Raw genomic sequence first — 22,555 nt, forward strand, 5'->3', positions numbered from 1 at the left:
TCCCAACGTTGATTATCACCCGGTCCGGACGGCGAGACTGGAACCGATCCGGACAATCTATCCACCGTGTCGTCCTAGCGCCTCAAATCCGGTAGCCCGCATTTCTCATTGTTTGCAGCCAAGGGACGCTCGCCTTGCCACGATCACTCCATTGCTGATCTGACTAGGACATAGCGCGATGGTGCTGCCAATCCGTCCCGGCGTTGCACGCAGCGGCGCCTACTTGCTGCTGAATACCCTCCTGATGACAGGACTACCCCTGGCCGCCAACGCTGACACGCCAGCGCAGCGCCAGGACTTAGCCGCCGCTGCCCGCCAGCTTGAGACTCTGGAACACCTCGTAGCTCACAGCGCTGCCAATGTCAGGATTACGCCGGGCGAGCGCTACCACTTTGACTACGCCCGGCTACGCAATGACCTAACCCGCGTGCGAAGCGGTCTCCAAGACTACCTAACGCCACCGCGCGCCCAGCCTCGAGATCCTGCCGAGCTGACCGGCCAGTACCGCACCGAACAAGAAGCCTCCGACTATCCAATCGGTAGCGAGCCCAAGCCATGAATGGTGCTCAGCTCTCAGCATTTCAAGCCAACAGCGGTTTCACGCCTGCAGTGATGGCCACCGTGCTCGTAGGCGCCGTATTTACGGTGCTGCTGCTATGGGGGGTCTGGGCGATCCGTACAGCCTATGTGGGCTGGGCAGAAAGCCGAATCAACCAGCGCCAGTTCCTCGGCGTCCTTGTGCGGTTTCTTGCCATGTACATCGTGCTGACGTTTTTCCTTATCTCCTGACTTCGAAAGGGCCAATCATGAAGACCAGCAGTTCCCCCACCCAACGCCTCCGGCTCTCGACACTCGTCCTCGGTGTGCTGACGCTGCCGGTGGTGTCGTTTGCCCAAGGCCTGCCCACACTGGAGAACCCCTCGCGTGGCACCGGCAACGGCATCATGCAGACCATTCGCAACTACGGCTACGACATCGTGCTGCTTGTCGCGCTACTCGTGGTCGCCTCCATGTTCATCGGCGTCTGCTATCACGCCTACGGCACATACGCCGAGATCCACACCGGCCGCAAGACCTGGGGCCAGTTTGGCCTCACGGTGGCCATCGGCGCGGTACTTCTCGTGATCGGCATCTGGCTGCTCACCGAAGCCACCGGCATCCTGTAAGGAGGCTTGGCCATGTCCGAGCATCAGCATGTGCGGGAGGACGGCACGGTGTCCTTCCTGCCGCACCGGCTCAACCGTCATCCGGTGGTTGTGCGCGGCCTGACTGCAGACGAACTTTGGATCTGCTGCGGGCTGTCCGGAGCTGCCGGGCTGATGTTCGGTGCGCCACTGTCGTGGATGTTCTCGACCATCGCGCTAGCACCGACATTCGTCGTCGTAGGTGTGGTGCTCGGTGTGCTCGTTGGCGGCGGCATCTTGCGCCGCCAAAAGCGCGGCCGACCCGACACCTGGCTGTACCGCCATCTGCAATGGTGGCTGACGACGCATCACCCCATCGTCTCGGACAGGATCGGCGGGCGGGCGCTGATCACTCGCTCCGGCTTCTGGTCGGTACGAAGGGCGTCGCGATGAGCCGGTTCAAGAACGAGGTTGCGCACCTGCAGGCGCACATCAAGACCCTGCGCATGGGCGCCGTAGCGTTGTTGCTTCTTGCGCTGGTCATGGGCGGGGGGTGGTGGAGCTCGCCGCGCGATCTCACCGTCCATGTGCCACCGGATCTGCGCTCGGGCAGCACGCGCAAGTGGTGGGAGGTTCCACCGGAATCGGTGTATGCCTTTACCTTCTACGTGTTCCAGCAGCTCAACCGCTGGCCGACCAACGGTGAGGATGACTACGCGCGAAACCTTCACGCACTTTCGCCTTACTTCACTCCCGCGTGCCGAGCTTTCCTGCAAGCCGATTACGACTATCGCCGCAACGCAGGTGAGCTGCGCCAACGCGTGCGCGGAATCTATGAGATTCCCGGTCGTGGCTACGGCGACAACCCCAACGCACGCGTGCGGGTCGTCTCGGACCGCGACTGGGTAGTGACCCTGGACATCAGCGCGGACGAGTACTACAGCTCCGAGCAAATCAAGCGTGCGCTCGTTCGCTATCCAATCAAGGTGGTTCGGGCGGATGTGGATCCCGCTCGGAATCCGTTCGGACTGGCACTCGATTGCTACGACGGCGCGCCGCAGCGCATTGCCGCACCCGAGACACCACCTCATCCTCCCGCCCGCGGTGGTCTGGGCGTCCAAGGAGAAACGCCATGAGAAAGCAAGTCCCCCTTTGGCTGAGTGCTGCCGTAGTGGTCGCGATCGCACCTCTGGTTCATGCGGTGGAGATTCTTCGCTGGGAACGGCTGCCGCTGGCGGTGCCTCTGGTCGTGGGCCAGGAGCGAATCGTGTTCATCGATCGCAATGTGCGCGTCGGTGTACCGGCCAATGTGGGTGAGCGTCTGCGTATCCAGAGCGCCGGAGGCGCGGTGTATCTGCGCGCTATCGAGCCCATCGAGCCAACGCGACTGCAACTGCAGGACGCCGATACGGGCACGCTAATCCTGCTGGACATCGCTGCCGAGCCCGCACGCGAAGGTGCTTCGCCGTTGGAGCCGGTGCGCATCGTGGATGGCACCAGCGCTGCAACGCGCTATGGCGAGCAAACAGCCGAAAGCGGCAATGCCGTGCCAGACAGGACCCAACCCGCGCAGAGCCTGCGTGAAACCCCGATTGCCGTGGTGCTCACACGCTATGCAGCCCAGAACCTCTACGCGCCGTTACGTACGGTCGAACCCGCTCCCGGCATCATGCGTGTCAACCTGAGACGCAATCTGGCGCTCGACACGTTGTTGCCCACTTTGCCGGTCAAATCCACCGCGCTTGCTTCCTGGCGCCTAGAGGACCACTGGGTTACGGCGGTCCGCGTCACCAACACCAGCAACGTCTGGGTCGATCTGGATCCGCGCACGTTGCAAGGCGACATCCTGACAGCGACCTTTCAGCACCCTGCACTGGGGCCGAAAGGCCGACCGGAAGACACCACGATGGTGTATCTAGTGACACGACGCCATGGCCTGCCACAGTCCCTGCTGCCAGCCATCCAACGCTTCAATCCAGCGGTGAATCTGCCCGAGCCAACCACATCGACGCAAGGAGACGTCCATGCGCAGTAACGGTCTGCTCAAGTGGTTAATGATTCCGGTGGCGCTGATCGTGCTGTTCTTTGGCATCCGGCTGTTTTCCAGTAACGGCGGCAAAGCCCCCGCCAGTGTCGACGCCAGTGCCCAGCTCACGCCTGAAGAAATGAAGGCACTGGGGATCGAAGGCGACACACCACGCGACACAGTCGCAACTCTGGTCGCCCAGGTAAAGCAACTTCGTACAGAACTGCAGACGGCCACCTCGGACAACAAGACGCAACGCGAAGAGAACCAGCGCCTGCGTCAGCGGGAATCGGCGATCGACCAGCGCATCGGCACCGCCCTAGAGTCCGAACGCGCTAGTCTTCGCCGCGACCAGAAGCAGATCGCCAGCGAGCGCCAGCAGGCCGAAGGTTTGCTGGAAGACCTACAACGCCGCCTTGAGAACATCGGTAACCGCAGCAATGGCCATTCCGATCTGCCAGTGGGGCTGGGCCTGGGTGAGGGCGATTCAGACGGCATGCGGAGCGCAACGAGCGGTATGCGCTGGGTGGAGCCCGACGACGCCAAACAAACCGATGGACGGGGCCGGAGCAGCGGCAGCACGCTCAGCTTCCCCACCAGTTTCGGCCCGGCCCAACGCACCCTGGAAGCCACCGCCGACTCGGTCGCCAATGCCGGCACCAAAGCCGCTGGGATCAGCAAGGCCAAGGCGGTCTACACCGTACCGACCAACTCGACGCTAATGGGCTCGGTGGCGATGACCGCACTGATTGGCCGCGTGCCCATCGATGGCACGGTGAACGATCCGTATCCGTTCAAGGTTCTGGTCGGGCCGGACAACCTGACCGCCAACGGCATAGATATCCCTGACGTGGCAGGCGCAGTTTTCAGCGGTACTGCAGCCGGCGATTGGACGCTCTCGTGTGTGCGTGGCCAAGTGCGCAGCATCACCTTCGTCTTCAACGACGGCACGATCCGCACCATTCCCGAAGACCGCGATGGAAACCAGCAAAACAACAACCAGCAAGACGGCCTAGGCTGGATCAGCGATCCGCACGGTATTCCCTGCGTCAGCGGCGACCGCCGCAGCAATGCCCAGCAGTACTTGGGCACCCAGGCATTGATCACGGCCGCAGGTGCCGGCGCGGCCTCGCTGATCAAGTCTGACAGCGGGCGGTCGTCCTATGTCGGCGCAGATGGTTCCATCGGAACTGTTGGCATCAGTGGCAAGGAAGCTGTCGGTCGGATCCTGGCTGGCGGCGTCCAAGAGATGTCGAGCTGGGTCAACAAGCTTTACGGGCAGGCATTCGCCGCAGTGTATGTGCCGCCGGGAGCCAAGGTGGCCGTCCACCTGGAGAAGCCACTCGCCATCGACTACGACCCAGAGGGCCGCAAAGTCAATCACCGTGCAGGAGAATCCCATGCGCTCGAACTGGACTAAGTCTCTTGTACTGGCACTCGCGGTGGGCGCACTCGCCGGCTGCGCCACCAACAAGGAAGAGCTGCTCACCCACGGTGGGCGGACCATGCAGGTCATCTGGCAGCAGGAGGCTGGCGACGGGGGCACCGGCCAGGCGGCCCGGCGCCAATTGCTCGATGCGCGTCAGACCCTGCGCCGACCGTTGCTCGAAGCGGACATCGCCGCCGCACCTGCCGAGCAGGCCCGCTATACCCGCACCGCGGCGAACGAGATCTACCGTCAGTTTCATCGGCTTCCCAACCCCGATCTAGTGATGTACGTATTCCCGCATCTCGCGGGAACGGATCCTGTGCCGGTGCCAGGCTATACCACGGTATTCCCGCTGTACCAGCGCATCCAATACGCCATGCCGGGCGAGCGTGTGGAGGACTATTGATGACCTGGACGCTGCCCTGGCGCCGCCGGACGGAACCCGGCGCTTCATCCTCTGAGCAAGCACAGCCAGATGGCTGGCAGCGCCATATCCATGCGCTGAGAGATGGAGGCGTACAGCCGCCTGGCGAGGCCGTTCAGGGTGTGCGTGCCGCAACTACGACTGATGAGCAGGCCCTCTACGACGTAGCGCCATCGTTCGTCTCTCTCCTGCCGTGGGTGGAATACCTGCCCGAGTCTGGCTGCATGCTGCTCGAAGACGGCCAATCGGTCGCTGCCTTCTTCGAGCTCACGCCCCTGGGTACTGAGGGCCGTGAGGCCGCCTGGCTAGCGCAGGCACGTGACGCACTGGAGAACGCGCTGCAAGACAGCTTTGACGAACTGGATGAGAATCCCTGGGTTGTCCAGCTCTACGCCCAGGACGAAGCAAGCTTCGCCCAATACCTGGATGCTCTGCGCCGCTACATCCAGCCACGGGCGCAGGACTCACGCTTCAGCGAGTTCTACCTTAAGTTCTTCGCTCACCACCTGAGCGCCGTCGCCAAACCTGGCGGCCTTTTCGAAGACACCGTGGTGACCCGCCTACGCTGGCGTGGCCAAAGTCGTCGCGTGCGCCTGGTGGTGTATCGGCGTGCGGTAGGTCCAAGCAGTCGGCGCGGCCAGACGCCCGAGCAAGCCATCAACACCGTATGCGATCGTTTGGCAGGAGGATTGAGCAACGCCGGCATCCAGGCTCGCCGGTTGAATGCGCCAGCGATCCATGCCTGGCTGCTGCGCTGGTTCAATCCCTATCCCACAATACTGGGTCCCGACTCGCAGGACCGTGAGCGCTTCTACCAGCTGGCGGCTTACCCGGAGACCCCCGAGGCTGACGAAATCGAGTTGGCCAGTGGCACGGACTTCAGTCAACGCCTGTTCTTCGGGCAGCCGCGCTCGGACGTGGACCAGGGGCTGTGGTACTTCGATGGTATGCCACATCGCGTCTTGGTCACTGACCGGCTGCGCACGCCGCCGGTCACCGGACACTTGACTGGGGAGACACGCAAGGGCGATGCGATCAACACACTGTTCGACCAGATGCCGGAAGACACCACGCTGTGCCTAACGCTGGTCGCTACACCACAGGACGTGCTTGAAGCCCACCTCAACCACCTCGCCAAGAAGGCCGTGGGCGAAACCTTGGCATCGGAACAGACACTCAAAGATGTCCACGAGGCCCGCTCGCTGATCGGGAGTTCCCACAAGCTCTACCGCGGCACGCTGGCGTTCTACCTGCGCGGCCGTGACGAAGCCGAGTTGGATCAGCGCGGGCTGCAGCTCGCCAATGTCATGCTCAACGCCGGCCTGCAACCGGTGCGCGAGGAAGACGAGGTGGCACCGCTCAACAGCTACCTGCGTTGGTTGCCGTGTCTGTACAACCCTAGCGCGGACCGCAGACAGTGGTACACCCAACTGATGTTCGCCCAGCATGCTGCAAACCTGTCGCCTGTCTGGGGACGCAGCCAAGGCACGGGCCACCCCGGCATCACGTTCTTCAACCGTGGCGGCGGTGTGATTACCTTCGACCCCTTCAACCGCCTGGACCGGCAGATGAACGCCCATCTGTTCCTGTTCGGCCCGACCGGTTCGGGCAAGTCAGCAACTCTGAACAACATCCTGAACCAGGTCGCAGCGATCTACCGCCCACGCATGTTCATCGTCGAAGCAGGTAACTCCTTTGGCCTATTCGGCGACTTCGCCAAGCGGCTGGGTCTTACTGTCAACCGGGTCAAGCTCTCTCCGGGCTCCGGAGTCAGTCTGGCACCGTTTGCGGATGCACGTCGCTTGATCGAGACGCCCAGCGCCGTGCAAACCCTCGACGCCGACGCCCTTGATGAAGAGCAGCCTGGGCCGACCACGAATGAGGCCGACGAGCAACGTGACGTGCTTGGCGAACTGGAAATCACCGCGCGTTTGATGATCACTGGCGGGGAAGACAAGGAAGAGGCACGCATGACTCGCGCCGACCGGTCGCTGATCCGCCAGTGCATCCTCGAGGCCGCGCAGCGCTGTGTCGCGGACAACCGGACCGTATTAACTCGCGATGTGCGCGACGCGCTGCGCGAACGCGGCCGCGACACAACACTGCCCGAGACCCGGCGTTCTCGACTGCTCGAAATGGCCGATGCCATGGACATGTTCTGCCAGGGCACAGACGGCGAGATGTTCGACAGGCCGGGAACTCCATGGCCAGAGGCCGACGTCACTGTGGTGGACCTGGCCACCTACGCCCGCGAGGGCTACAACGCCCAGTTGTCCATCGCCTACATCTCGCTGATCAGCACGGTCAACAACATCGCCGAGCGTGACCAGTTCCTCGGGCGGCCCATCGTCAATGTGACCGACGAGGGCCACATCATCACGAAGAACCCATTGCTTTCGCCCTACGTAGTCAAGATCACCAAGATGTGGCGCAAGCTGGGGGCTTGGTTCTGGCTCGCCACACAGAATGTGGATGATTTACCCAAGTCCGCCGAGCCCATGCTCAACATGATCGAGTGGTGGATCTGCCTGTCGATGCCACCGGATGAGGTCGAGAAGATCGCGCGTTTTCGCGAACTGAAACCCGCACAGAAGGCACTGATGCTCTCGGCCCGCAAGGAAGCGGGCAAGTTCAGCGAGGGCGTCATTCTTTCCAAGTCGATGGAGGTGCTGTTTCGTGCAGTGCCGCCCAGCCTGTATTTGGCATTGGCCCAAACGGAGCCTGAAGAGAAGGCCGAGCGCTTCCAACTCATGCAGCAGCACGGCATCGGTGAACTCGAAGCCGCCTTCAAGATCGCCGAGAAGATCGATCGCGCGCGCGGTATCAACCCGCTGCCATACGACGACGTGTTCGCCGGAGAAGCGGGATGACTCTCACATCGCATCCCGTTGCCAAGAAATTCCGGCGCGCTTGGTGGCTTGCTGCAGCCTGCGTAGTCTTTGCTGCGTCGGCATGGGGATTCCTCGCATCGTTCCAGCCTGAAAATCCTGTCGCCGTTGAGCAGGCCGCTGTCGAGAAAGCGCCAGGTCCGCCGTGGCGCTACGGCCCCGTCTCGGCGCGCTTCACGATCATTGTCTACGCCGATTTGGAGTGCCCGTTCTGCCAGTCCTACACTCCGGTACTACGAGCCTGGATCGACGGACATCCCGACGTCAACCTGCAGTGGCATCACCTTCCGCTCACGACGCATGAGCCGGCTGCCAGCGAGCAAGCACGTTGGGTTGAGTGCGTGGGAGAGACGTTCGGACATGCACGTTTCTGGGAGGCTATCGCCTGGGTGTATCAACACACGCGTGGCGGCGGCCAGGGATTGCCGCCTGGCACGGCCTATCCCAATGATGCAGCGGTGCAAGCCTGCCTGAACAGCGAGCGACCTGGGCAGTCGGTGCGCCAACAGGCAGATCAGGCGCGCAAAGATGGACTCAATGCCACCCCGACCATTCGACTAGTCGACCGCAGTATTGATCGGTCGATGACGCTCAGCGGGCCGATCGTGGGTGATGCCCTGCTGTCTGCCCTGGACTATCTGGCCTCTGACCAACCTGATAAAGCGCAGGAAACCCAGATGCCTTCAGAGGCCGTCGACACAGACGCGAAGTAGCCTTGCTGCCCACAGTCCGAGGCCACCTTCTTCCCGAGCAGGCCCGGAAATGCCGGCATGCATGGTGCTGCCAGATATGACGGCTGTCGCACTTGACACTACGCACCCTGGTGATTCCAGCAGCCGGCGCTTTGACTGTCGAAAAACTCTACTGGCACCGCACCCAAGGCTCCTTGGATGATCGCCATCACCCGATTGCAGTAGATCTGGTCTGCGCCGTACACAGAAACCGCAACGCGGCGGATGCCGGTGCCTCGCATCCGCTGTAGCAGGTGTATGTCCTGCTCGCCCAACCCCCATCCATAGATGACGAGCGTCTCGCGCTCAGAACCCAGCACCTCCCGATAGACCGTGGAGAGGTAGTAGCTGTTCTGGATCGAACTCACCTTTTGCTGCCAGGTCCCCTCGCTCACGAACAGCGGCACAACCTCTTCGCTGCGCCACCGCGTCAAGATGGCCTCCAGCAGTCCCGCATCGGCGTTGTAGATCTTGCGCTCCTGCTCGACGCGATTGCGGCACAGCACCAGGCTGCCATGCGGATAAAACACCAGCGTGGTCGATCGCTGGCGCCGAATCGGCGTTCTCAGCCTGCGCCAATCATCCTGGAACACCCCGCCCGCACCGAAGCAATCTTTGATGGCGTGCTCGTCGTCATGGTCATAGCCATACATCAAGGCCCAATAGACGATGAGGTCGTAATTCAACGACGCAACCGTATCGAAGTGCTTTATGAATCGGTAAATCGCCGGCAAATGCCCGCTGACCTGGTCGAACTCGGGATGGATGTCCTGGACACTCTGGATGAGGCAGTCCCGAACCCTAAGGTATGCCTCATGCGTTCGTTGGTCCGGGATCAGCAGTGATCGATTGACATTCGATGCCTGCCACACGATGCGCAGGATCAGCTCGAAGTCCGTCGTCCCGAAGAATGCGAACAACCGCTCGACGTCCGGGGCGATCAGCTCGTTCGTTCGGGCATGTTCCAACAACGAGCCATAGGAAAAACTCGGGCTCACCGCAATGCTGGCGCCATTTCCCAATATGGCGGTGCCTCGGTAGTTCGGGGCAATGGCCTCCCACGGCTGAATCACATAGGGCATCGGTTCCTCTCTCCAATCTTTGTCTCCCGTCACCTTACCGCAGTCCTGACCGAGGAATGGACGATCCGGCCGCACCAGCGCGGGAAATGAGGGTTCGGGGCAGTACGCATTGTTCGTGGCACTAGTCGGCGCTTTGCGTTGGACTACAGGGGTTTCTAACTGCCAGGCCGCATACCATGCGAAATCTCTACCTTCTGCTGCGACAAGCTCTACTCGGTATGACAATGTCAGTCGCCGGCGCGGCCAGCGCCCAGGAGGTCTGGATCGTCACCGATTCGAGCCATCGCGTGACCGGAAAAGCCACTGTCCACCGCCTCATTGAGCTGGACACCCCGCAGCGCTTCGAGGCTGAGTTGGCTGCGCAGTTGCCGAGCGATCCGCAGCGTGCCGCCGCGATGGTCCAACAGCGTCTGCAGCAAGGCGGCCAGCTCCTGCAAAAGCGCATGCTGGATGCCTACCAAGGCGTGGCCGACGCCTGGAGCCTCGGAATCACCACACTCCCGGCCGTCGTTGTGGACCAGCGTTACGTGGTCTACGGCGAATCTGATCTCGACAAAGCCTTGGCGCGCGTCGCACAGCATCGCAAGGACACACCATGAGGCCCCGTGTCCCCCGCCGACTGCGAATCTCTGCCGCTGTTGCGCTGCTTTGTGGCGCCACATCGAGCTTCGCGCTCAACACCGCGAGCATCGTGTCCTCTACGCTCTCGCCCGACTGCCTGGAGTACCGGGTGGTCGGCATCTGCTACTGGCTCCATTGCACTTGGACAGGATGCACAGTGCGCACCTCGATCAAGGTGCGGCACTACATTCCCGACGCCGTGGTTTCCAGCTATTCCAACACGGGCGAGAACCCCTGGACTGAAGTTCGTGCAATGAGCACGCCCAACCCGACTGCACAGGCGGGCGGGGATGGCACGACCAACCACGACAACGAGAACAACCTTGCGAAGTTCAAGAACGCCGATGTCATCGGCCATCCAGGAGGTCAAGTGTTCGGCCAGTTCGCGAGCTCGTCGGGCTACGCGTGCGAGGGGGCAGGCACGGCATTCATGCCCTACCTGCTCAGCACGCTGGACACCATCGCTTGGCGGTACAACGTGCCGGAGGCTGTGTACCCCGAAGCGCTGATTCCGGGCATGCGCGAGATTGGTGCCCGCACCAGCCTGAATCTGTGGGGAGCGGTCTATCCCCGGGGCGGCTTCCTGCACCAGGCCGACGACCACAAGTCCGGCGCTGTGGTCGCACAGCGCGCCGGCGATGTCGTCACCCGCCGCGGCCAACTGCACGTCTATCAACCCCTCCTCGCCAACAGCCGCGATGGCTACTGGCCGGCCGGGGCACTGATGGAAAGCGACGCCTCGACCGGCAAGTGGCAGGAACTGACACCGCGCCTGTCCTCGTCCTGCGCGGTGTTCCCGAACCACGGTCCGCTCACCCAAGCCCAGCAAGGTGACTACGCCTGGGCGCTGTGGCGCCCCTACAGCTGCTGCCAGCGGCGGGGCCAGGTCTTTCTTGGCAGCGTCGACTTCAACTGAGGCCATTACCATGAACTGCCAAGACAACTTCCACCCGTTCCGCCGTCTGTCCGTGCGCAGGCAGTCCTCGCTGCTCGCCAGTGCGCTGGTACTGGCGACCGGACTGGTCTGGGCTCAATCCGGCTTTCAGAACAGCGGCAGCGTGATAGGTGACGAGGTCATGTATTCGATTGGGGGTGGCAACGCTGTCTCGATGAGCGGTGCCGCTGGCATGCGCTCAATCGGCGTGGGTATGGGTTGGAACAGCAACCTGATTTGCGGTGACATGAGCATTAGCACGACGATCCAGAACCAGCTCAACGGGCTCACGAACGGCTTCCAGAACATCATGAGCAACGTGATCCAGAGCGCGACTAGCGCGGTCGCCTCGCTGCCGGCCCTGATCATCCAGCGTGCTGATCCGGGCTTGTACAACCTCTTGACCAACGGCGTCCTGCAAGCGCGTCTGGACTTCGACCGTTCCAAACTGACCTGTCGTGCGATGGCGGAACGGATGGCGGACGCGGCTGGCGGACAGCTCGGTTGGAACCAGATCGCCGAAGGCATGGCCCTGCGCCAAGCGGTGGCTAGCACAGACGCGGTTTCAGCCATCGAGCAGGCGGAGAGCAGCCGCGGCAACGATGGTGTGCCTTGGGTGGGCGGCAACAATGCTGGTGGCTCCGGCCAACCGTCCATCAAGGTAGTCGGCGACGTGACTCGTGCAGGCTACAACCTCGTCAATGGCCGTGGCGTGGCCGATACCTCGTCGATCTCCGCTGCCAACTGCAACAGCCTGGCCTGCGCGACCTGGCCTACGCCTCAGGCTGCGGCAGATTGGGCAACACGGGTCCTGGGCGAAAAAGAGCAACGCACCTGCGAGAGTTGCACCAAGACCCAGACCATACCGGGCGTCGGGTTGACGCCATTGATCCAGGAAGAGTACGAGACGAAGCTGGAAGTGCTACAGGAACTCATCAGCCGCACTCGCAACACCACTGTGGAAAACCTGCGCGCCGCCGGCAGCATGTCGCTGCCGATCACCCGTGGGGTGGTCGAGGCCCTGCGCGACGAACCGGACCAGGACATCCTCGCACGCCGCCTTGCATCCGAGGTGGCGCTTGCGTCAGTGCTGGAAAAAGCATTGTTGCTGCAGCGCACCTTGCTCACGGGTAAGAAGGAGCCCAACGTCGCAGCCAATCAGCTGGCGACCGAGGCGGTGAACCACGAGAGCGACACGCTAGATCGAGAGATCCTCAACCTCAAAACCGAACTCGATCTGCGCCGCGAATTGGCCAACAACTCACCGATGACCATCATCCAACGCCATGGCACTCGGGCATCCGGTTCGCGCGGTGTCTTCGAGGGTGACCCAACGCCCGACCGGCTCAACCGTCTGCAGCGGCGGGCACCCGGTGCTACCCCATGAGCACCCGGTGGCTGCGCATGAGGTGGCTGTTCAACCGGCGCAACGCGAAGGCACTGGCATGGGCCATCGTCCTGCTGGGCCTGGCGGTGGCTGCCAATGTGACCGGCATTTACCTGGTTGGCAGTGTGGCGGGCTGGGAACGCTGGATGTCTGCATCAGCTGGCTACTTCCTGGCCTGGCGGATCTGCCTTTACGCCGCCACCGTCTATGGCTGGTTATGGATGCGTCGGCGGCTGCTCACGCGCGAGGCATCTTCCGACGCGCGTCACCGTCTGGTTCGCGTGGAGGTGGCAGGCGTGATTGCCATCGTTGCCCTGGAAGCCAGCCTGCTACTGCAGACGTAACGAGGGATTCGGAACATGACACTCTTCACCACCGACTACCTCGAGTATTACCTGACCTTGGTAGGCTGGATCGTGCACAACGGGATCTGGTCCGTCCTGGTCTCCAGCGGCGTGTTCGCCATTCCCTTTGTGGCCATCATCATCCAAGAATGGCTGAAGGCCCGGGCCGAGGGCGCAGACGAGGGCAATAAGGGTGTGCTGTCGTCCATGCGTATTGAGAACCGCGTCTGGGTGGCAATCGTCGTGGTGATGTTTGCCGGCATCCCCTTCATCGACGTCGATCTCAATATGGTCCGACTGGACGACTCGCGCTCCCAGCAATGCCAGGTCAGTGTGCCCCAGCCTTCAGAAACGGGCTGGAGCCAGTCCTTTACCGCCCTCAATAACCAGAGCGCGAAGGTGCCCGTCTGGTGGGCCTTCATCCATACGCTTTCGCGCGCGGTCACTGGCGCTTCGGTGGCCGCCATCCCGTGCGGCACGGATCTTCGGCAGATGAGGATGGAGATCGACGCCACGCGCATTGACGATCCGGTGCTGGCCCAAGAGGTGGCGGACTTTACCCACGACTGCTACGGGCCAGCACGGGCCAAGCTCTTCATGAGTCGCCCGAGCCTAGACGAGTCCCAGATGCACGATGTCACCTGGATCGGCTCCAACTACTTCGTCAACACCGGCGGCTATTACGACACTTACCGTGCCAGCACACCTCAGGATAGTTGGGCCTATGACAGCAACCGCGATGCGGGTCTGACACAGGTGCCCAGCGGTGCTGGCTACCCGACGTGCCGCCAGTGGTGGAGCGATGGCGGCAATGGCCTGCGTGCCCGGTTGCTTGCCGAAGTTGATCCAACCCTCATGAATCGGTTGGCCGGCTGGGCGGGTTTCCTGAGCCGCGCCCAAGTAGATGACTCGGTGATCCGTGCGATCGCCTCGCCGCGCCAGCAGAAGCTTAATCAGGGAGCGGTCTACTCCGACTACGGCGGTCAGATCGACAAGACGCTGCCGAACATCGTCACCCGCGCGGCCGGCGACGTGGGTCTGGCGGTGGGCTCGCTGGGTTTCTTCCCCGCTATGGACGTGGTACGGCAGGCGCTGCCGATGGTGCTCTCACTGCTGAAGATGGCCCTGGTCATCTGCATCCCGCTGGTGCTCGTGGTCGGCACCTACGATCTGAAGACGGTGGTGACGATCAGCGTGGTGCAGTTCTCTCTGTTCTTCGTGGACTTCTGGCTCCAGCTCGCCCGATGGATCGACAGCACCATCCTAGACGCGCTGTACGGATGGGGGTGGGGCTGGAACCGACCGCACTCGAACTTCGATCCGGTGATGGGCTTGAACAACGCCTTCGGCGACATGCTGTTGAATTTCGTCATGGCGTCGATGTTCATCGTGCTACCCACTTTTTGGGTAATGGCCTTGGGCTGGGCTGGCATTCGCACCGGAAACGTTCTTCAGGGGCTTGCCGGCGGAACAGGAGATGCCAAAGCTGCGGGCGGCAAAGGTGCCGGAGCGGCCATGGGCGCAGTCACCAAGAAGTAACCCTTGCCTGACGTTTAGTCGTCATCCGAAACGTGAGGATCGATTCGAAACCCGTCATATGTGTAGAGACCGAAACCGGCAGGGCCGTTTCTCCACTCCGCCTCGGGCCTCGACGCAGCCTCCGAATTACGCGCTACCCATGCTGCGGCGATGGCGAAGAGCAGGATGACCGCAAGCCCAGTCGCGACATACAGCATGACACCCGCGGCAACCAACTTCACCGCCCACAGCAACGCCAAAGCGAGACCTTTGGGCACGCCTTTGCCCAACAGCCAAGACGATAGTTGCCGTTCGATGCGCGCGCCCGCACGCCAGGCGCAGCCGAGCCAATGGCCTAAGCGTTCGGGGAAGCTGCGATGTGTCTTTGCGTTCATGGCGGTCACCTGTCGTGCGCTATATGTTTGCTCCAGTTTGCCCTGCACGCCGTTGCGCGCAGAGCATCAATGCGATTTTGGCACCGCGCGGTTCAGGTGCCCAAGGCAATAGGGATCATCAAGATGACATCCATGATTAGATTTATACGTCAAATTCAACCAAGAGGCTACTTTTTCTGCATTTCTGCGTTTCGACCTGGAGTCTGATTGGATTTTTACGTATATTTAACTCATGAGTGGATTTTCTAGACATCAAGTAATCAAGCATCTGCAAGCGGACCTTCCCAGGGGGGCACCGTTCGATCTGCAGCTGCTCGAAACCTTCGGCGTTTCGCCCCAGCTTGCCGCCCGCTACGTAGAAAGCGGATGGCTGGTGCGCCTTGGCCACGGGACATACGCGTTTCCCAACGACAACTTTGACGTCACCGGCGCGCTGCGCTTCCTCCAACAGCGCGTCGCAGGCCTGCACGTAGGCGGCAAAAGTGCTTTGGCTATGCAAGGGGTGCGGCACAACCTGAGCACACGCGAAGTCTTAGTGCTGTGGGGAGAGGCGCGCTTCAGCCTGCCGGCTTGGTTCAGTGCACGCTTTCCTGCCAGGTATGTCAACGCGCGGCTGTTTGACTGGCCTGACACAGGCGTGGCCAACAAGACTCTGCACACGCCTCCGGGCCAGCCGAAGGAACTGCAAGTGGCGGTGCCCGAACGCGCCGTACTCGAGATGCTGTACGAAGCGGGAACCCGACAGAGTCTGGAAGAGGTTCGCAACCTTTTCGACGGTTTGCGCTCGCCCCGTAAGGAAATACTGGGCCAGCTCCTGTCTTGTTGCACCAGTGTCAAAACCGTACGCCTGTTCCTGACTTGGGCTCGCGAGACCGGCGTGGTTGATGTCGATGCACTGGTACAGCAATACCCGCTACGCACCGGCAGCAGCAAGCGTTGGATGAGCCGCATGGACGACGGCACCCTACTGAGCCTCAAGCCTCATGGATAAGCAATACGCGGACACCGTCCGCCTACTACTTAACATCACCCCCGACGTGTTCGCCAACGACATCTTCGCGATGAAGGGCGGAACGGCCATCAACCTGTTCGTTCAGGACATGCCACGCCTGTCGGTCGACATCGATGTCGTCTATCTTCCCTGGCAAGTTCCTCGGGATGAGGCGCTAATGGCCATCAATGAAGAGCTAGCCGCGATCGCCCAACGCGTCGAGCCACTGGGCATCCAAGCCCGTTTGATTCGCAGCAAGGAGCTGGGTGACACCAAGCTGATTGCCGAGGACGAGACCAGCCAGGTGAAAGTGGAGGTCAACGTTGTGTTCCGAGGCACCGTCCTACCTGTTGCCCAACGCCCCTTGGGCACCAAAACCAGTGACCGGTTCGGTGTGGAGTTCAGCGTGCCCACGTTGGACGTGGCCGAACTCTACGCCGGCAAACTGGTTGCAGCTCTCGATCGTCAGCACCCGCGAGATCTATTTGACGTCTGGCGCCTATTCGAGACGGGAGGTATCACCGACGAGATGGTTGAATGCTTCGTTGTCTACCTTGCGGGCCACAACCGTCCGATCCATGAAGTGCTGTTCGGCAACGACAAAGACATCGCCAATGAGTTTGAGCGCGCGTTCGTCGGTATGACAGAACTTGATTGTCCGCTCGAGCAACTAATACGCACTCGAGCTAGGTTGAGACATGAGTTGCCTAAACGCTTGAGTAGCAAGCACGAGAGTTTTCTGCGTGGGCTGGCGCGTGCGCAACCTGACTGGGCTCTGCTGCAGTGCCAGCATGCGGAGCAACTCCCCGCGCTGCGCTGGAAATTATCAAATTTGTTGAAATTCATGGATAGCAGGCCAGGCGATCTACTGCTTCAAGCCGACATGCTTGATGCTGCATTTAAGAGTGTTCGGAAGTAGCGGCCCCAGGCCTCACATCATTGCTTTATGGCAATTATGCGACCCGCAAAGCAAGCGCCTTAGATGCCGACAAAAGGGGAAACGGCATTGCGTATAGAGCCTTGCCTTGTCTTGACACCTTGACGGATCCTGTCAGCAAACGGGTTCGAAGGGTGAATGGAAGGGATGCCAAGGGGAATGGGCCTACCCGAAAAAGGAAAAGGCCCGTTGCAGCCCACTCCCTTGAGGTCCGCGATGTTTAACCTGTTCCAGAGAAAGCCACCAGCAGTACCCCGCACCGAAGTGGTAGAGACGGCCGATACGGTCAACGGATTCACGAATCCAAAGGGAGCCGCGGTACTGCTCGCCACGCCACGCCGCCAGAAGCTACTTGAGCACATCTGGCAACGTACTTCACTGCCGCGGGAAAAATTCGCCTCGCTCTATCAGGCCCCTTTGAACCGCTACGCCGAACTAGTCCAGCAGTTTCCTGCATCTGAAAGTCATCATCATGCCTACCACGGAGGCATGCTCGATCATGGTCTTGAGATCGTTGCATATGCCCTGAAGCTTCGGCAGTCGTATCTACTGCCCACCGGTTCAACACCAGAAGACCAAGCTGAGCAGGCTGAGGCCTGGACTGCGGCGACAGCCTATGCATCCCTATTGCACGACATAGGTAAGCTTGCAGTGGATATAAGCGTCGAGCAGTCAGATGGCGCCACGTGGCATCCCTGGCATGGACCCTTGCAGTTACCGTATCGATTTCGGTACCGCGAGAATCGTGAGTACCACTTGCATAGCGCTGCGACAGGACTGTTATACAACCAGCTTCTCAATCGAGAAATTCTCGATTGGCTCAGTGGGTATCCGACGCTGTGGTCGGCGTTGCTGTATGTTCTGGCCGGGCAGTATGAGCATGCTGGTGTTCTAGGTGAGCTAGTCGTACAAGCAGACCGCGCATCAGTGGCACAAGAACTTGGCGGCGACCCTGCACGAGCAATAACAGCACCGAAACATGCTCTTCAGCGCAAGCTGTTGGATGGATTGCGTTACCTAGTCAAGCACGAACTAAAGCTGAACCAGTCGGAGGCTTCTGACGGCTGGATAACTCAAAATGCCTTGTGGCTCGTGAGCAAGACCGTTTCTGACAAGCTCCGCGCACATTTGCTATCTCAAGGTATGGACGGCATTCCGTCAAATAACACTGCCATCTTCAACGTACTTCAAGAGCATGGCTTATTGGTTCCCACAAAAGATGATCGGGCAATCTGGCGTGCGGCAGTCAATAACAATGCTGGATGGTCGCATAGCTTTACTTTGCTGCAGCTTTCGCCAGCATTGTTTTGGCAAGCTAACGAACGCCCCCTATCATTCTCAGGAACGGTGACTGCTCTCGATGATCAGGAGGGCATCGAAGCAGAGATTCCTTTGCCGTCCACAATGACAGCATTACCGATCCATTCCGACGCTACCGCACACGGGACGACAACCGATGATGGAGAGGCTGTATCAATTGATGGACAGAACTCTCCCGACACACAAGTGGTGGATGATCTGTTGTCACTTTTCTCCTCCCAAGAAGAAGGAACTGCGAAATATTCGTCACCACCTCCAAAACAGTCTCTCTCACACGATAAACGGCCAGTATCATCTAAAGAGATACCATTCCAACAGTCTCCTACCCCCGCCACTCTGCCTTCAGGAAAGCACTTTATTTCCTGGCTAAAGGAAGGCCTTCAGTCGCACAAAATTCTTATAAATGATGCGAAGGCCCTTGTGCACACCGTCGCTGAGACCGCATACCTCGTTAGTCCGGGTGTGTTTCAACGATATGCACAGGAACATCCTGTGATTTCATCAATGGCAAAAGCAGAAAAACAGCAGGATTGGCAATGGATTCAAAAACAATTTGAGAAGCTTCAAATCCACCGCAAACAACAAAGCGGATTGAACATTTGGACATGTGAGGTGGTTGGCCCACGGAGGTCACGGAAACTGCATGGCTATCTACTGGAGGACCCCGCGCAAGTATTTGACGAATGCCCCCCGAATAATCCGTATCTTCAGGTGGTGTGACCGATGTACTTTCGTCGCTGCGAACCGCCCATTTTGAAATCTGTCGCTGAAGAACCCCAAACAGGTAACTTAATTATTTTCGAACGCACGCTGTGACATCAAGGCAAATACCCCCCAGCCCAAATACTCGCGGGTGTATGTGGTATGACGCTCCGGCTCTGAGGTCAACTTGGAGCGGACCACCTCAGTCAGTTCATCCTCAGGATTCGCTTCAAGCCAACGGCGCATAGTGATCCATTTGGCAGCTTCGTAACGATCCCAACCATCTTGATTGGCCAGAACCATTTCAACTACGTCATAGCCAATCTGGCCGAACGAGGCGATAAGTCTTGGAAGCACAAGAAAGTCGGAGATCGAGTTAGCAAGACATCCCTTGGCCACGTCCTCTGTCGGTGGCAACTGCCGCCAATACGGCTCGCCGATCAGAATGACTCCTCCAGTCCTCAGGCTTTGCGCGAGAAGCTCGATAGTGCCGGCGACTCCTCCACCTATCCAAGTAGCCCCTACGCAAGCAGCGACGTCAAACTTATCCTCAGAGGCGTAGCCAGCTGCATCGTCATGGATGAATTCAACCTGTTGAGCCACGCCTAGGTCGTGCGCCCGCAGCTTTGCTTGCTCAGTGAACAACGGACTCATGTCAATGCCAGTACCGACGATGCCGTGATCACGGGCCCAAGTGCACAGCATCTCACCGGACCCACTACCTAAATCGAGCACTCGCGTCCCAGGTTCAAGACGCAACGCCAAACCCAACGTTTCGAACTTGTCGGAGGTGAACGGATTATGAATCCGGTGCGCGCTCTCCATAATGCTGAATATTCGAGGGATGTCCATTATTCTTCCCAATGTTCAAGTAACGATGGAATAACCGCCGTCAATATAGTGCACTCCGCCTGTTAGATTCCCTGCCTCAGGTGAGGCCAGAAACGCGGCCATCTCCCCGACATCCTCAATTGTGGCCAAGCGATGCGTTGGTGCTTGCCTGATGACATTCTTCATCAGCTCATGAAAATCATCTATGCCGGATGCGGCCCTTGTTGCTATGGGTCCTGGCGAAAGGGCGTGCACACGAATACCTTTTTCACCAAGCTCCGCAGCTGCGTAACGCATGGCGCATTCAAGTGCAGCCTTTACTGGCCCCATCATGTTGTAGGTTTGTACTACCCGATTCGCACCAAGAAAAGAAACAGTGAGACAAGTTCCACCGTTGGTCATCCGTGACTCTGCCATGTGGAGCATGCGTAAAAAAGAATGAACGGACACGTCCATTGCTTTCGAGAAACCGATTGCAGAGCTGTCTATTAATCGACCATTCAAATCATCTTTTGGTGCAAAGGCAATAGAATGCACCAAAGTGTCAAGCCTCCCCCATCGCTTATCAATTTCAGAAAACACCGCTTCCAATTGATCGGGGTTGGTGACATCCAGCGGCAGCATTATCTCCGCGCCCAATTGCTCAGCAAGAGGCCGAACATATACCTCCGCCTTTGCATTTAGCCAGGTAACTGCCACCTTGGCTCCGCAACGGTGCAGAGCCTTTGCACAGCCCCACGCAATAGAATCCTGATTGGCAATGCCTACCACGAGAGCGTACTGCCCCTTTAATGAATTCATGCTCTGTAGTCCCTTCGAAAATATCAACGGAATAGTCGAATAAGATCGTTTTCATGACAGCTTTCTAACGTGCAGAAAGCACCCAAAAAACACCCCGGTATCAGAAAATCGGCCAGCCTCAGTTTTATCTTGAGAAAGCTCAGACGCTTGAAGTGCGGCGAGCAACTGAGGACCTACTTTTGTGGAGACTCCGAGCGAGCACTGACGTCATTGACTCCATCGCCCTTTGGGTGCCCCACGTCTGAAGCCCGCTCCATGACATAACTTCCAGGTGCGTCCCCGCAGGGACGATAGCCTTTACCTACAGCCCCAATTCTTGGGGGCTTGACGGGAGTTCCACCCTGGCTGTTAAGCCAATCCACCCAAGCGGGCCACCACGAGCCCGTGCGGCTTTGCGCAATCTGACGCCACTCGTCTGGACCTTGGTACGGAGTACGTGCGGGGCGCCTATGTATCAAATACTCGCGACGTGGACGCCCAGGCTCACTGACAATACCGGCATTGTGCCCGCCGTTAGTGAGCACAAAAGTGATCTCTGCCTGGGAAAACAGGTGCAACCTATAAACGGACTGCCACGGAGCAACGTGGTCAGATGTCGTGCCCACACAGAATGTAGGTAGGTTGATGTCTCCTAGCGAAACAGGGCGCCCATCCACAAGGTACCGTCCTCCGCTCAGATCATTGTTGAGATACAAGCGCCGAAGATACTCAGAATGCATACGAGCAGGCATGTTGGTGGTGTCGGCATTCCAAGCCATCAAATCGCTCATTGGCCGCCGATCTCCCAGCATGTATTCATTGACTACGCGCGACCACACAAGATCGTAGGAGCGCAGCATTTGAAATGCGCCACTCATTTGACGGGAATCAAGATAGCCTGCGACAGCCATGTGAGCTTCTAGAAGCGCCAACTGCCCCTCGCTTATGAAGAGCCCCAATTCACCAGGTTCACTGAAGTCGGTCTGAGCCGCTAAAAGCGTGAGTGAAGCCAGACGTGTGTCCCCATCCCGCGACATGGCCGCAGCTGCAATAGATAGAAGCGTTCCCCCCAGACAGTACCCTGCGGCATGAACCTGGCGCTTCGGGACTATGGCATTGATCGCCGAAAGAGCAGCTTGGATACCGAGCACTTGGTAATCCTCCATGCTCAGTTCTCTATCTTCTGATGACGGATTTCGCCAAGAGATGCAGAAAACCGTGAATCCCTGCTCAACTAGGTACTTGATAAGTGAGTTATGCGGCGACAGATCCAAAATGTAGTACTTCATGATCCATGCTGGAACGATCAAAAGCGGTTCTGAGTTGACCTTTTCAGTAGTGGGCTCGTACTGTATTAATTCAATCAGGCGATTCCTAAGAACCACTTTGCCAGGCGAAACAGCCACATCTCGGCCGACTTGAAAGTTCTCCGCTCCAGGCGGGAGATTTCCAGAAACGCTGCGATTAAAATCGTCCATTAGATTGGAGAATCCACGCAACAGGTTCGCACCATTTTCAGCGCGTGTTCTTTCCTGGACAACTGGATTTAACAAACCAACATTGAATGGTGAAATGGCATCCAACCATTGTTTCGTTGCAAACTCGACAATGCGTTGTGACTTTGGATCAACACCCCATATTCCCTGGGTTGCCTCTGCCCACCAGCTCGACTGAAGCTGAAACGCTTCGCGGAATAGACTGTAGGGAAATTCATCCCAAGCGGGATCAGTTAAACGTTGGTTTGGAGTGATGGGCAGCTGAGGCAATGGATCGCCTTGAGCTACGTTAATGCAAGACTGCATGATTAAATTGGACAGATGCCGGGCATGGTCATCCCCCAACTTAATCAAATCGTTCAGCTTGGCCGGACTTGATGCGAGATGTAGAGACCAGTCCAGCCAGGCAAGAACTCCTGATTCAGGTGAAAAATGTGACCAAGCTTTCGCCCACGCCGCATGGAACTCGCCGTCGTCTTTTTTCGAATGCGCATCTTTGTCGTGTTGAGTCATGGGATATCTCCGCGCGCTTATACAAGGCTGCTGGCAAATACATACCTAGAGCGCGCCAGTGTTAAATTGGCGACGCACCTAA

23 protein-coding genes are annotated in these 22,555 nt (G+C 59.2%); 18 read left to right on the forward strand and 5 right to left on the reverse strand.

Features of this window, described 5'->3' with window-relative positions:
- Positions 1-178 precede the first annotated feature (178 nt).
- The 10 genes from ACP6KB_RS15725 to ACP6KB_RS15770 are packed head-to-tail and all read left to right on the forward strand — an operon-like array spanning position 179 to position 8,604.
- On the forward strand, positions 179-559 hold the full coding sequence (locus tag ACP6KB_RS15725) for an integrative conjugative element protein, RAQPRD family (protein ID WP_023098607.1): 381 nt from the start codon (positions 179-181) through the stop codon (positions 557-559).
- On the forward strand, positions 556-789 hold the full coding sequence (locus ACP6KB_RS15730) for a TIGR03758 family integrating conjugative element protein (RefSeq protein ID WP_023098606.1): 234 nt from the start codon (positions 556-558) through the stop codon (positions 787-789). Before ACP6KB_RS15725 ends, ACP6KB_RS15730 begins: the two co-directional genes overlap by 4 nt.
- Before the next feature lie 17 nt (positions 790-806).
- Complete coding sequence (locus ACP6KB_RS15735) at positions 807-1,166, forward strand: TIGR03745 family integrating conjugative element membrane protein (RefSeq protein ID WP_023098605.1); 360 nt, start codon at positions 807-809, stop codon at positions 1,164-1,166.
- Between the two features lie 12 nt (positions 1,167-1,178).
- Positions 1,179-1,577: a TIGR03750 family conjugal transfer protein gene (locus ACP6KB_RS15740; protein WP_023098604.1), complete on the forward strand. Its 399-nt coding sequence runs from the start codon at positions 1,179-1,181 to the stop codon at positions 1,575-1,577.
- Positions 1,574-2,260, forward strand: coding sequence for a PFL_4703 family integrating conjugative element protein (locus ACP6KB_RS15745; protein WP_023098603.1), 687 nt, complete (start codon positions 1,574-1,576; stop codon positions 2,258-2,260). Before ACP6KB_RS15740 ends, ACP6KB_RS15745 begins: the two co-directional genes overlap by 4 nt.
- Positions 2,257-3,159, forward strand: coding sequence for a TIGR03749 family integrating conjugative element protein (locus ACP6KB_RS15750; RefSeq protein ID WP_023098602.1), 903 nt, complete (start codon positions 2,257-2,259; stop codon positions 3,157-3,159). Before ACP6KB_RS15745 ends, ACP6KB_RS15750 begins: the two co-directional genes overlap by 4 nt.
- Complete coding sequence (locus tag ACP6KB_RS15755; RefSeq protein ID WP_023098601.1) at positions 3,149-4,570, forward strand: TIGR03752 family integrating conjugative element protein; 1,422 nt, start codon at positions 3,149-3,151, stop codon at positions 4,568-4,570. Before ACP6KB_RS15750 ends, ACP6KB_RS15755 begins: the two co-directional genes overlap by 11 nt.
- Entirely contained in the window at positions 4,551-4,985 is a 435-nt protein-coding gene (locus ACP6KB_RS15760) for a TIGR03751 family conjugal transfer lipoprotein (RefSeq protein WP_023098600.1), read from the forward strand. Before ACP6KB_RS15755 ends, ACP6KB_RS15760 begins: the two co-directional genes overlap by 20 nt.
- Complete coding sequence (locus tag ACP6KB_RS15765) at positions 4,985-7,873, forward strand: conjugative transfer ATPase (protein ID WP_023098599.1); 2,889 nt, start codon at positions 4,985-4,987, stop codon at positions 7,871-7,873. The genes ACP6KB_RS15760 and ACP6KB_RS15765 overlap by 1 nt, the downstream gene beginning before the upstream one ends.
- Positions 7,870-8,604 (forward strand): DsbA family protein, encoded by a 735-nt coding sequence (locus tag ACP6KB_RS15770; RefSeq protein ID WP_023098598.1) that lies wholly within the window; start codon positions 7,870-7,872, stop codon positions 8,602-8,604. Before ACP6KB_RS15765 ends, ACP6KB_RS15770 begins: the two co-directional genes overlap by 4 nt.
- A gap of 98 nt (positions 8,605-8,702) precedes the next feature.
- On the opposite strand, the gene ACP6KB_RS15775 is transcribed toward ACP6KB_RS15770, so the two are convergent.
- On the reverse strand, positions 8,703-9,704 hold the full coding sequence (locus ACP6KB_RS15775) for a DUF4917 family protein (RefSeq protein ID WP_023098597.1): 1,002 nt from the start codon (positions 9,702-9,704) through the stop codon (positions 8,703-8,705).
- Between the two features lie 218 nt (positions 9,705-9,922).
- On the opposite strand from ACP6KB_RS15775, the gene ACP6KB_RS15780 reads away from it, so the two are divergent.
- The 5 genes from ACP6KB_RS15780 to ACP6KB_RS15800 are packed head-to-tail and all read left to right on the forward strand — an operon-like array spanning position 9,923 to position 14,529.
- Positions 9,923-10,303: a TIGR03757 family integrating conjugative element protein gene (locus ACP6KB_RS15780; RefSeq protein WP_199798167.1), complete on the forward strand. Its 381-nt coding sequence runs from the start codon at positions 9,923-9,925 to the stop codon at positions 10,301-10,303.
- Positions 10,300-11,241 carry a TIGR03756 family integrating conjugative element protein gene (locus ACP6KB_RS15785; RefSeq protein ID WP_023098595.1) on the forward strand — a complete coding sequence of 314 codons (942 nt, stop codon included), beginning with the start codon at positions 10,300-10,302 and terminating at the stop codon, positions 11,239-11,241. The genes ACP6KB_RS15780 and ACP6KB_RS15785 overlap by 4 nt, the downstream gene beginning before the upstream one ends.
- Positions 11,242-11,251: 10 nt before the next feature.
- Positions 11,252-12,646 (forward strand): integrating conjugative element protein, encoded by a 1,395-nt coding sequence (locus ACP6KB_RS15790; RefSeq protein ID WP_023098594.1) that lies wholly within the window; start codon positions 11,252-11,254, stop codon positions 12,644-12,646.
- Complete coding sequence (locus tag ACP6KB_RS15795) at positions 12,643-12,990, forward strand: hypothetical protein (RefSeq protein WP_023098593.1); 348 nt, start codon at positions 12,643-12,645, stop codon at positions 12,988-12,990. The genes ACP6KB_RS15790 and ACP6KB_RS15795 overlap by 4 nt, the downstream gene beginning before the upstream one ends.
- 15 nt (positions 12,991-13,005) lie before the next feature.
- Positions 13,006-14,529, forward strand: a complete 1,524-nt coding sequence (locus ACP6KB_RS15800) for a conjugal transfer protein TraG N-terminal domain-containing protein (protein WP_023098592.1) — start codon at positions 13,006-13,008, stop codon at positions 14,527-14,529.
- 14 nt (positions 14,530-14,543) lie between these two features.
- Here the strand turns inward: ACP6KB_RS15800 and ACP6KB_RS15805 are convergent, their stop codons facing one another.
- A complete protein-coding gene (locus ACP6KB_RS15805) occupies positions 14,544-14,903 on the reverse strand; it encodes a DUF3742 family protein (protein ID WP_031629833.1) in 360 nt (119 codons plus the stop codon).
- Between the two features lie 232 nt (positions 14,904-15,135).
- On the opposite strand from ACP6KB_RS15805, the gene ACP6KB_RS15810 reads away from it, so the two are divergent.
- The 3 genes from ACP6KB_RS15810 (at position 15,136) to mobH (ending at position 18,871) form a co-directional block, all read left to right on the forward strand.
- Positions 15,136-15,894 (forward strand): type IV toxin-antitoxin system AbiEi family antitoxin domain-containing protein, encoded by a 759-nt coding sequence (locus ACP6KB_RS15810; protein ID WP_023098591.1) that lies wholly within the window; start codon positions 15,136-15,138, stop codon positions 15,892-15,894.
- A complete protein-coding gene (locus ACP6KB_RS15815) occupies positions 15,887-16,813 on the forward strand; it encodes a nucleotidyl transferase AbiEii/AbiGii toxin family protein (RefSeq protein ID WP_023098590.1) in 927 nt (308 codons plus the stop codon). The genes ACP6KB_RS15810 and ACP6KB_RS15815 overlap by 8 nt, the downstream gene beginning before the upstream one ends.
- 234 nt (positions 16,814-17,047) lie before the next feature.
- Entirely contained in the window at positions 17,048-18,871 is a 1,824-nt protein-coding gene (mobH, locus tag ACP6KB_RS15820; RefSeq protein ID WP_023098589.1) for a MobH family relaxase, read from the forward strand.
- Positions 18,872-18,940: 69 nt separating this feature from the next.
- Here the strand turns inward: mobH and ACP6KB_RS15825 are convergent, their stop codons facing one another.
- From ACP6KB_RS15825 to ACP6KB_RS15835, 3 genes are all read right to left on the reverse strand, one after another.
- Positions 18,941-19,705 carry an SAM-dependent methyltransferase gene (locus tag ACP6KB_RS15825; protein WP_023098588.1) on the reverse strand — a complete coding sequence of 255 codons (765 nt, stop codon included), beginning with the start codon at positions 19,703-19,705 and terminating at the stop codon, positions 18,941-18,943.
- A gap of 15 nt (positions 19,706-19,720) precedes the next feature.
- Entirely contained in the window at positions 19,721-20,485 is a 765-nt protein-coding gene (gene fabI / locus ACP6KB_RS15830) for an enoyl-ACP reductase FabI (protein WP_023098587.1), read from the reverse strand.
- A gap of 173 nt (positions 20,486-20,658) precedes the next feature.
- On the reverse strand, positions 20,659-22,473 hold the full coding sequence (locus tag ACP6KB_RS15835) for a PHA/PHB synthase family protein (protein ID WP_023098586.1): 1,815 nt from the start codon (positions 22,471-22,473) through the stop codon (positions 20,659-20,661).
- Between the last annotated feature and the right edge of the window lie 82 nt (positions 22,474-22,555).

Source organism: Pseudomonas sp. NUPR-001, assembly GCF_052147955.1.
GTDB lineage: Bacteria > Pseudomonadota > Gammaproteobacteria > Pseudomonadales > Pseudomonadaceae > Aquipseudomonas.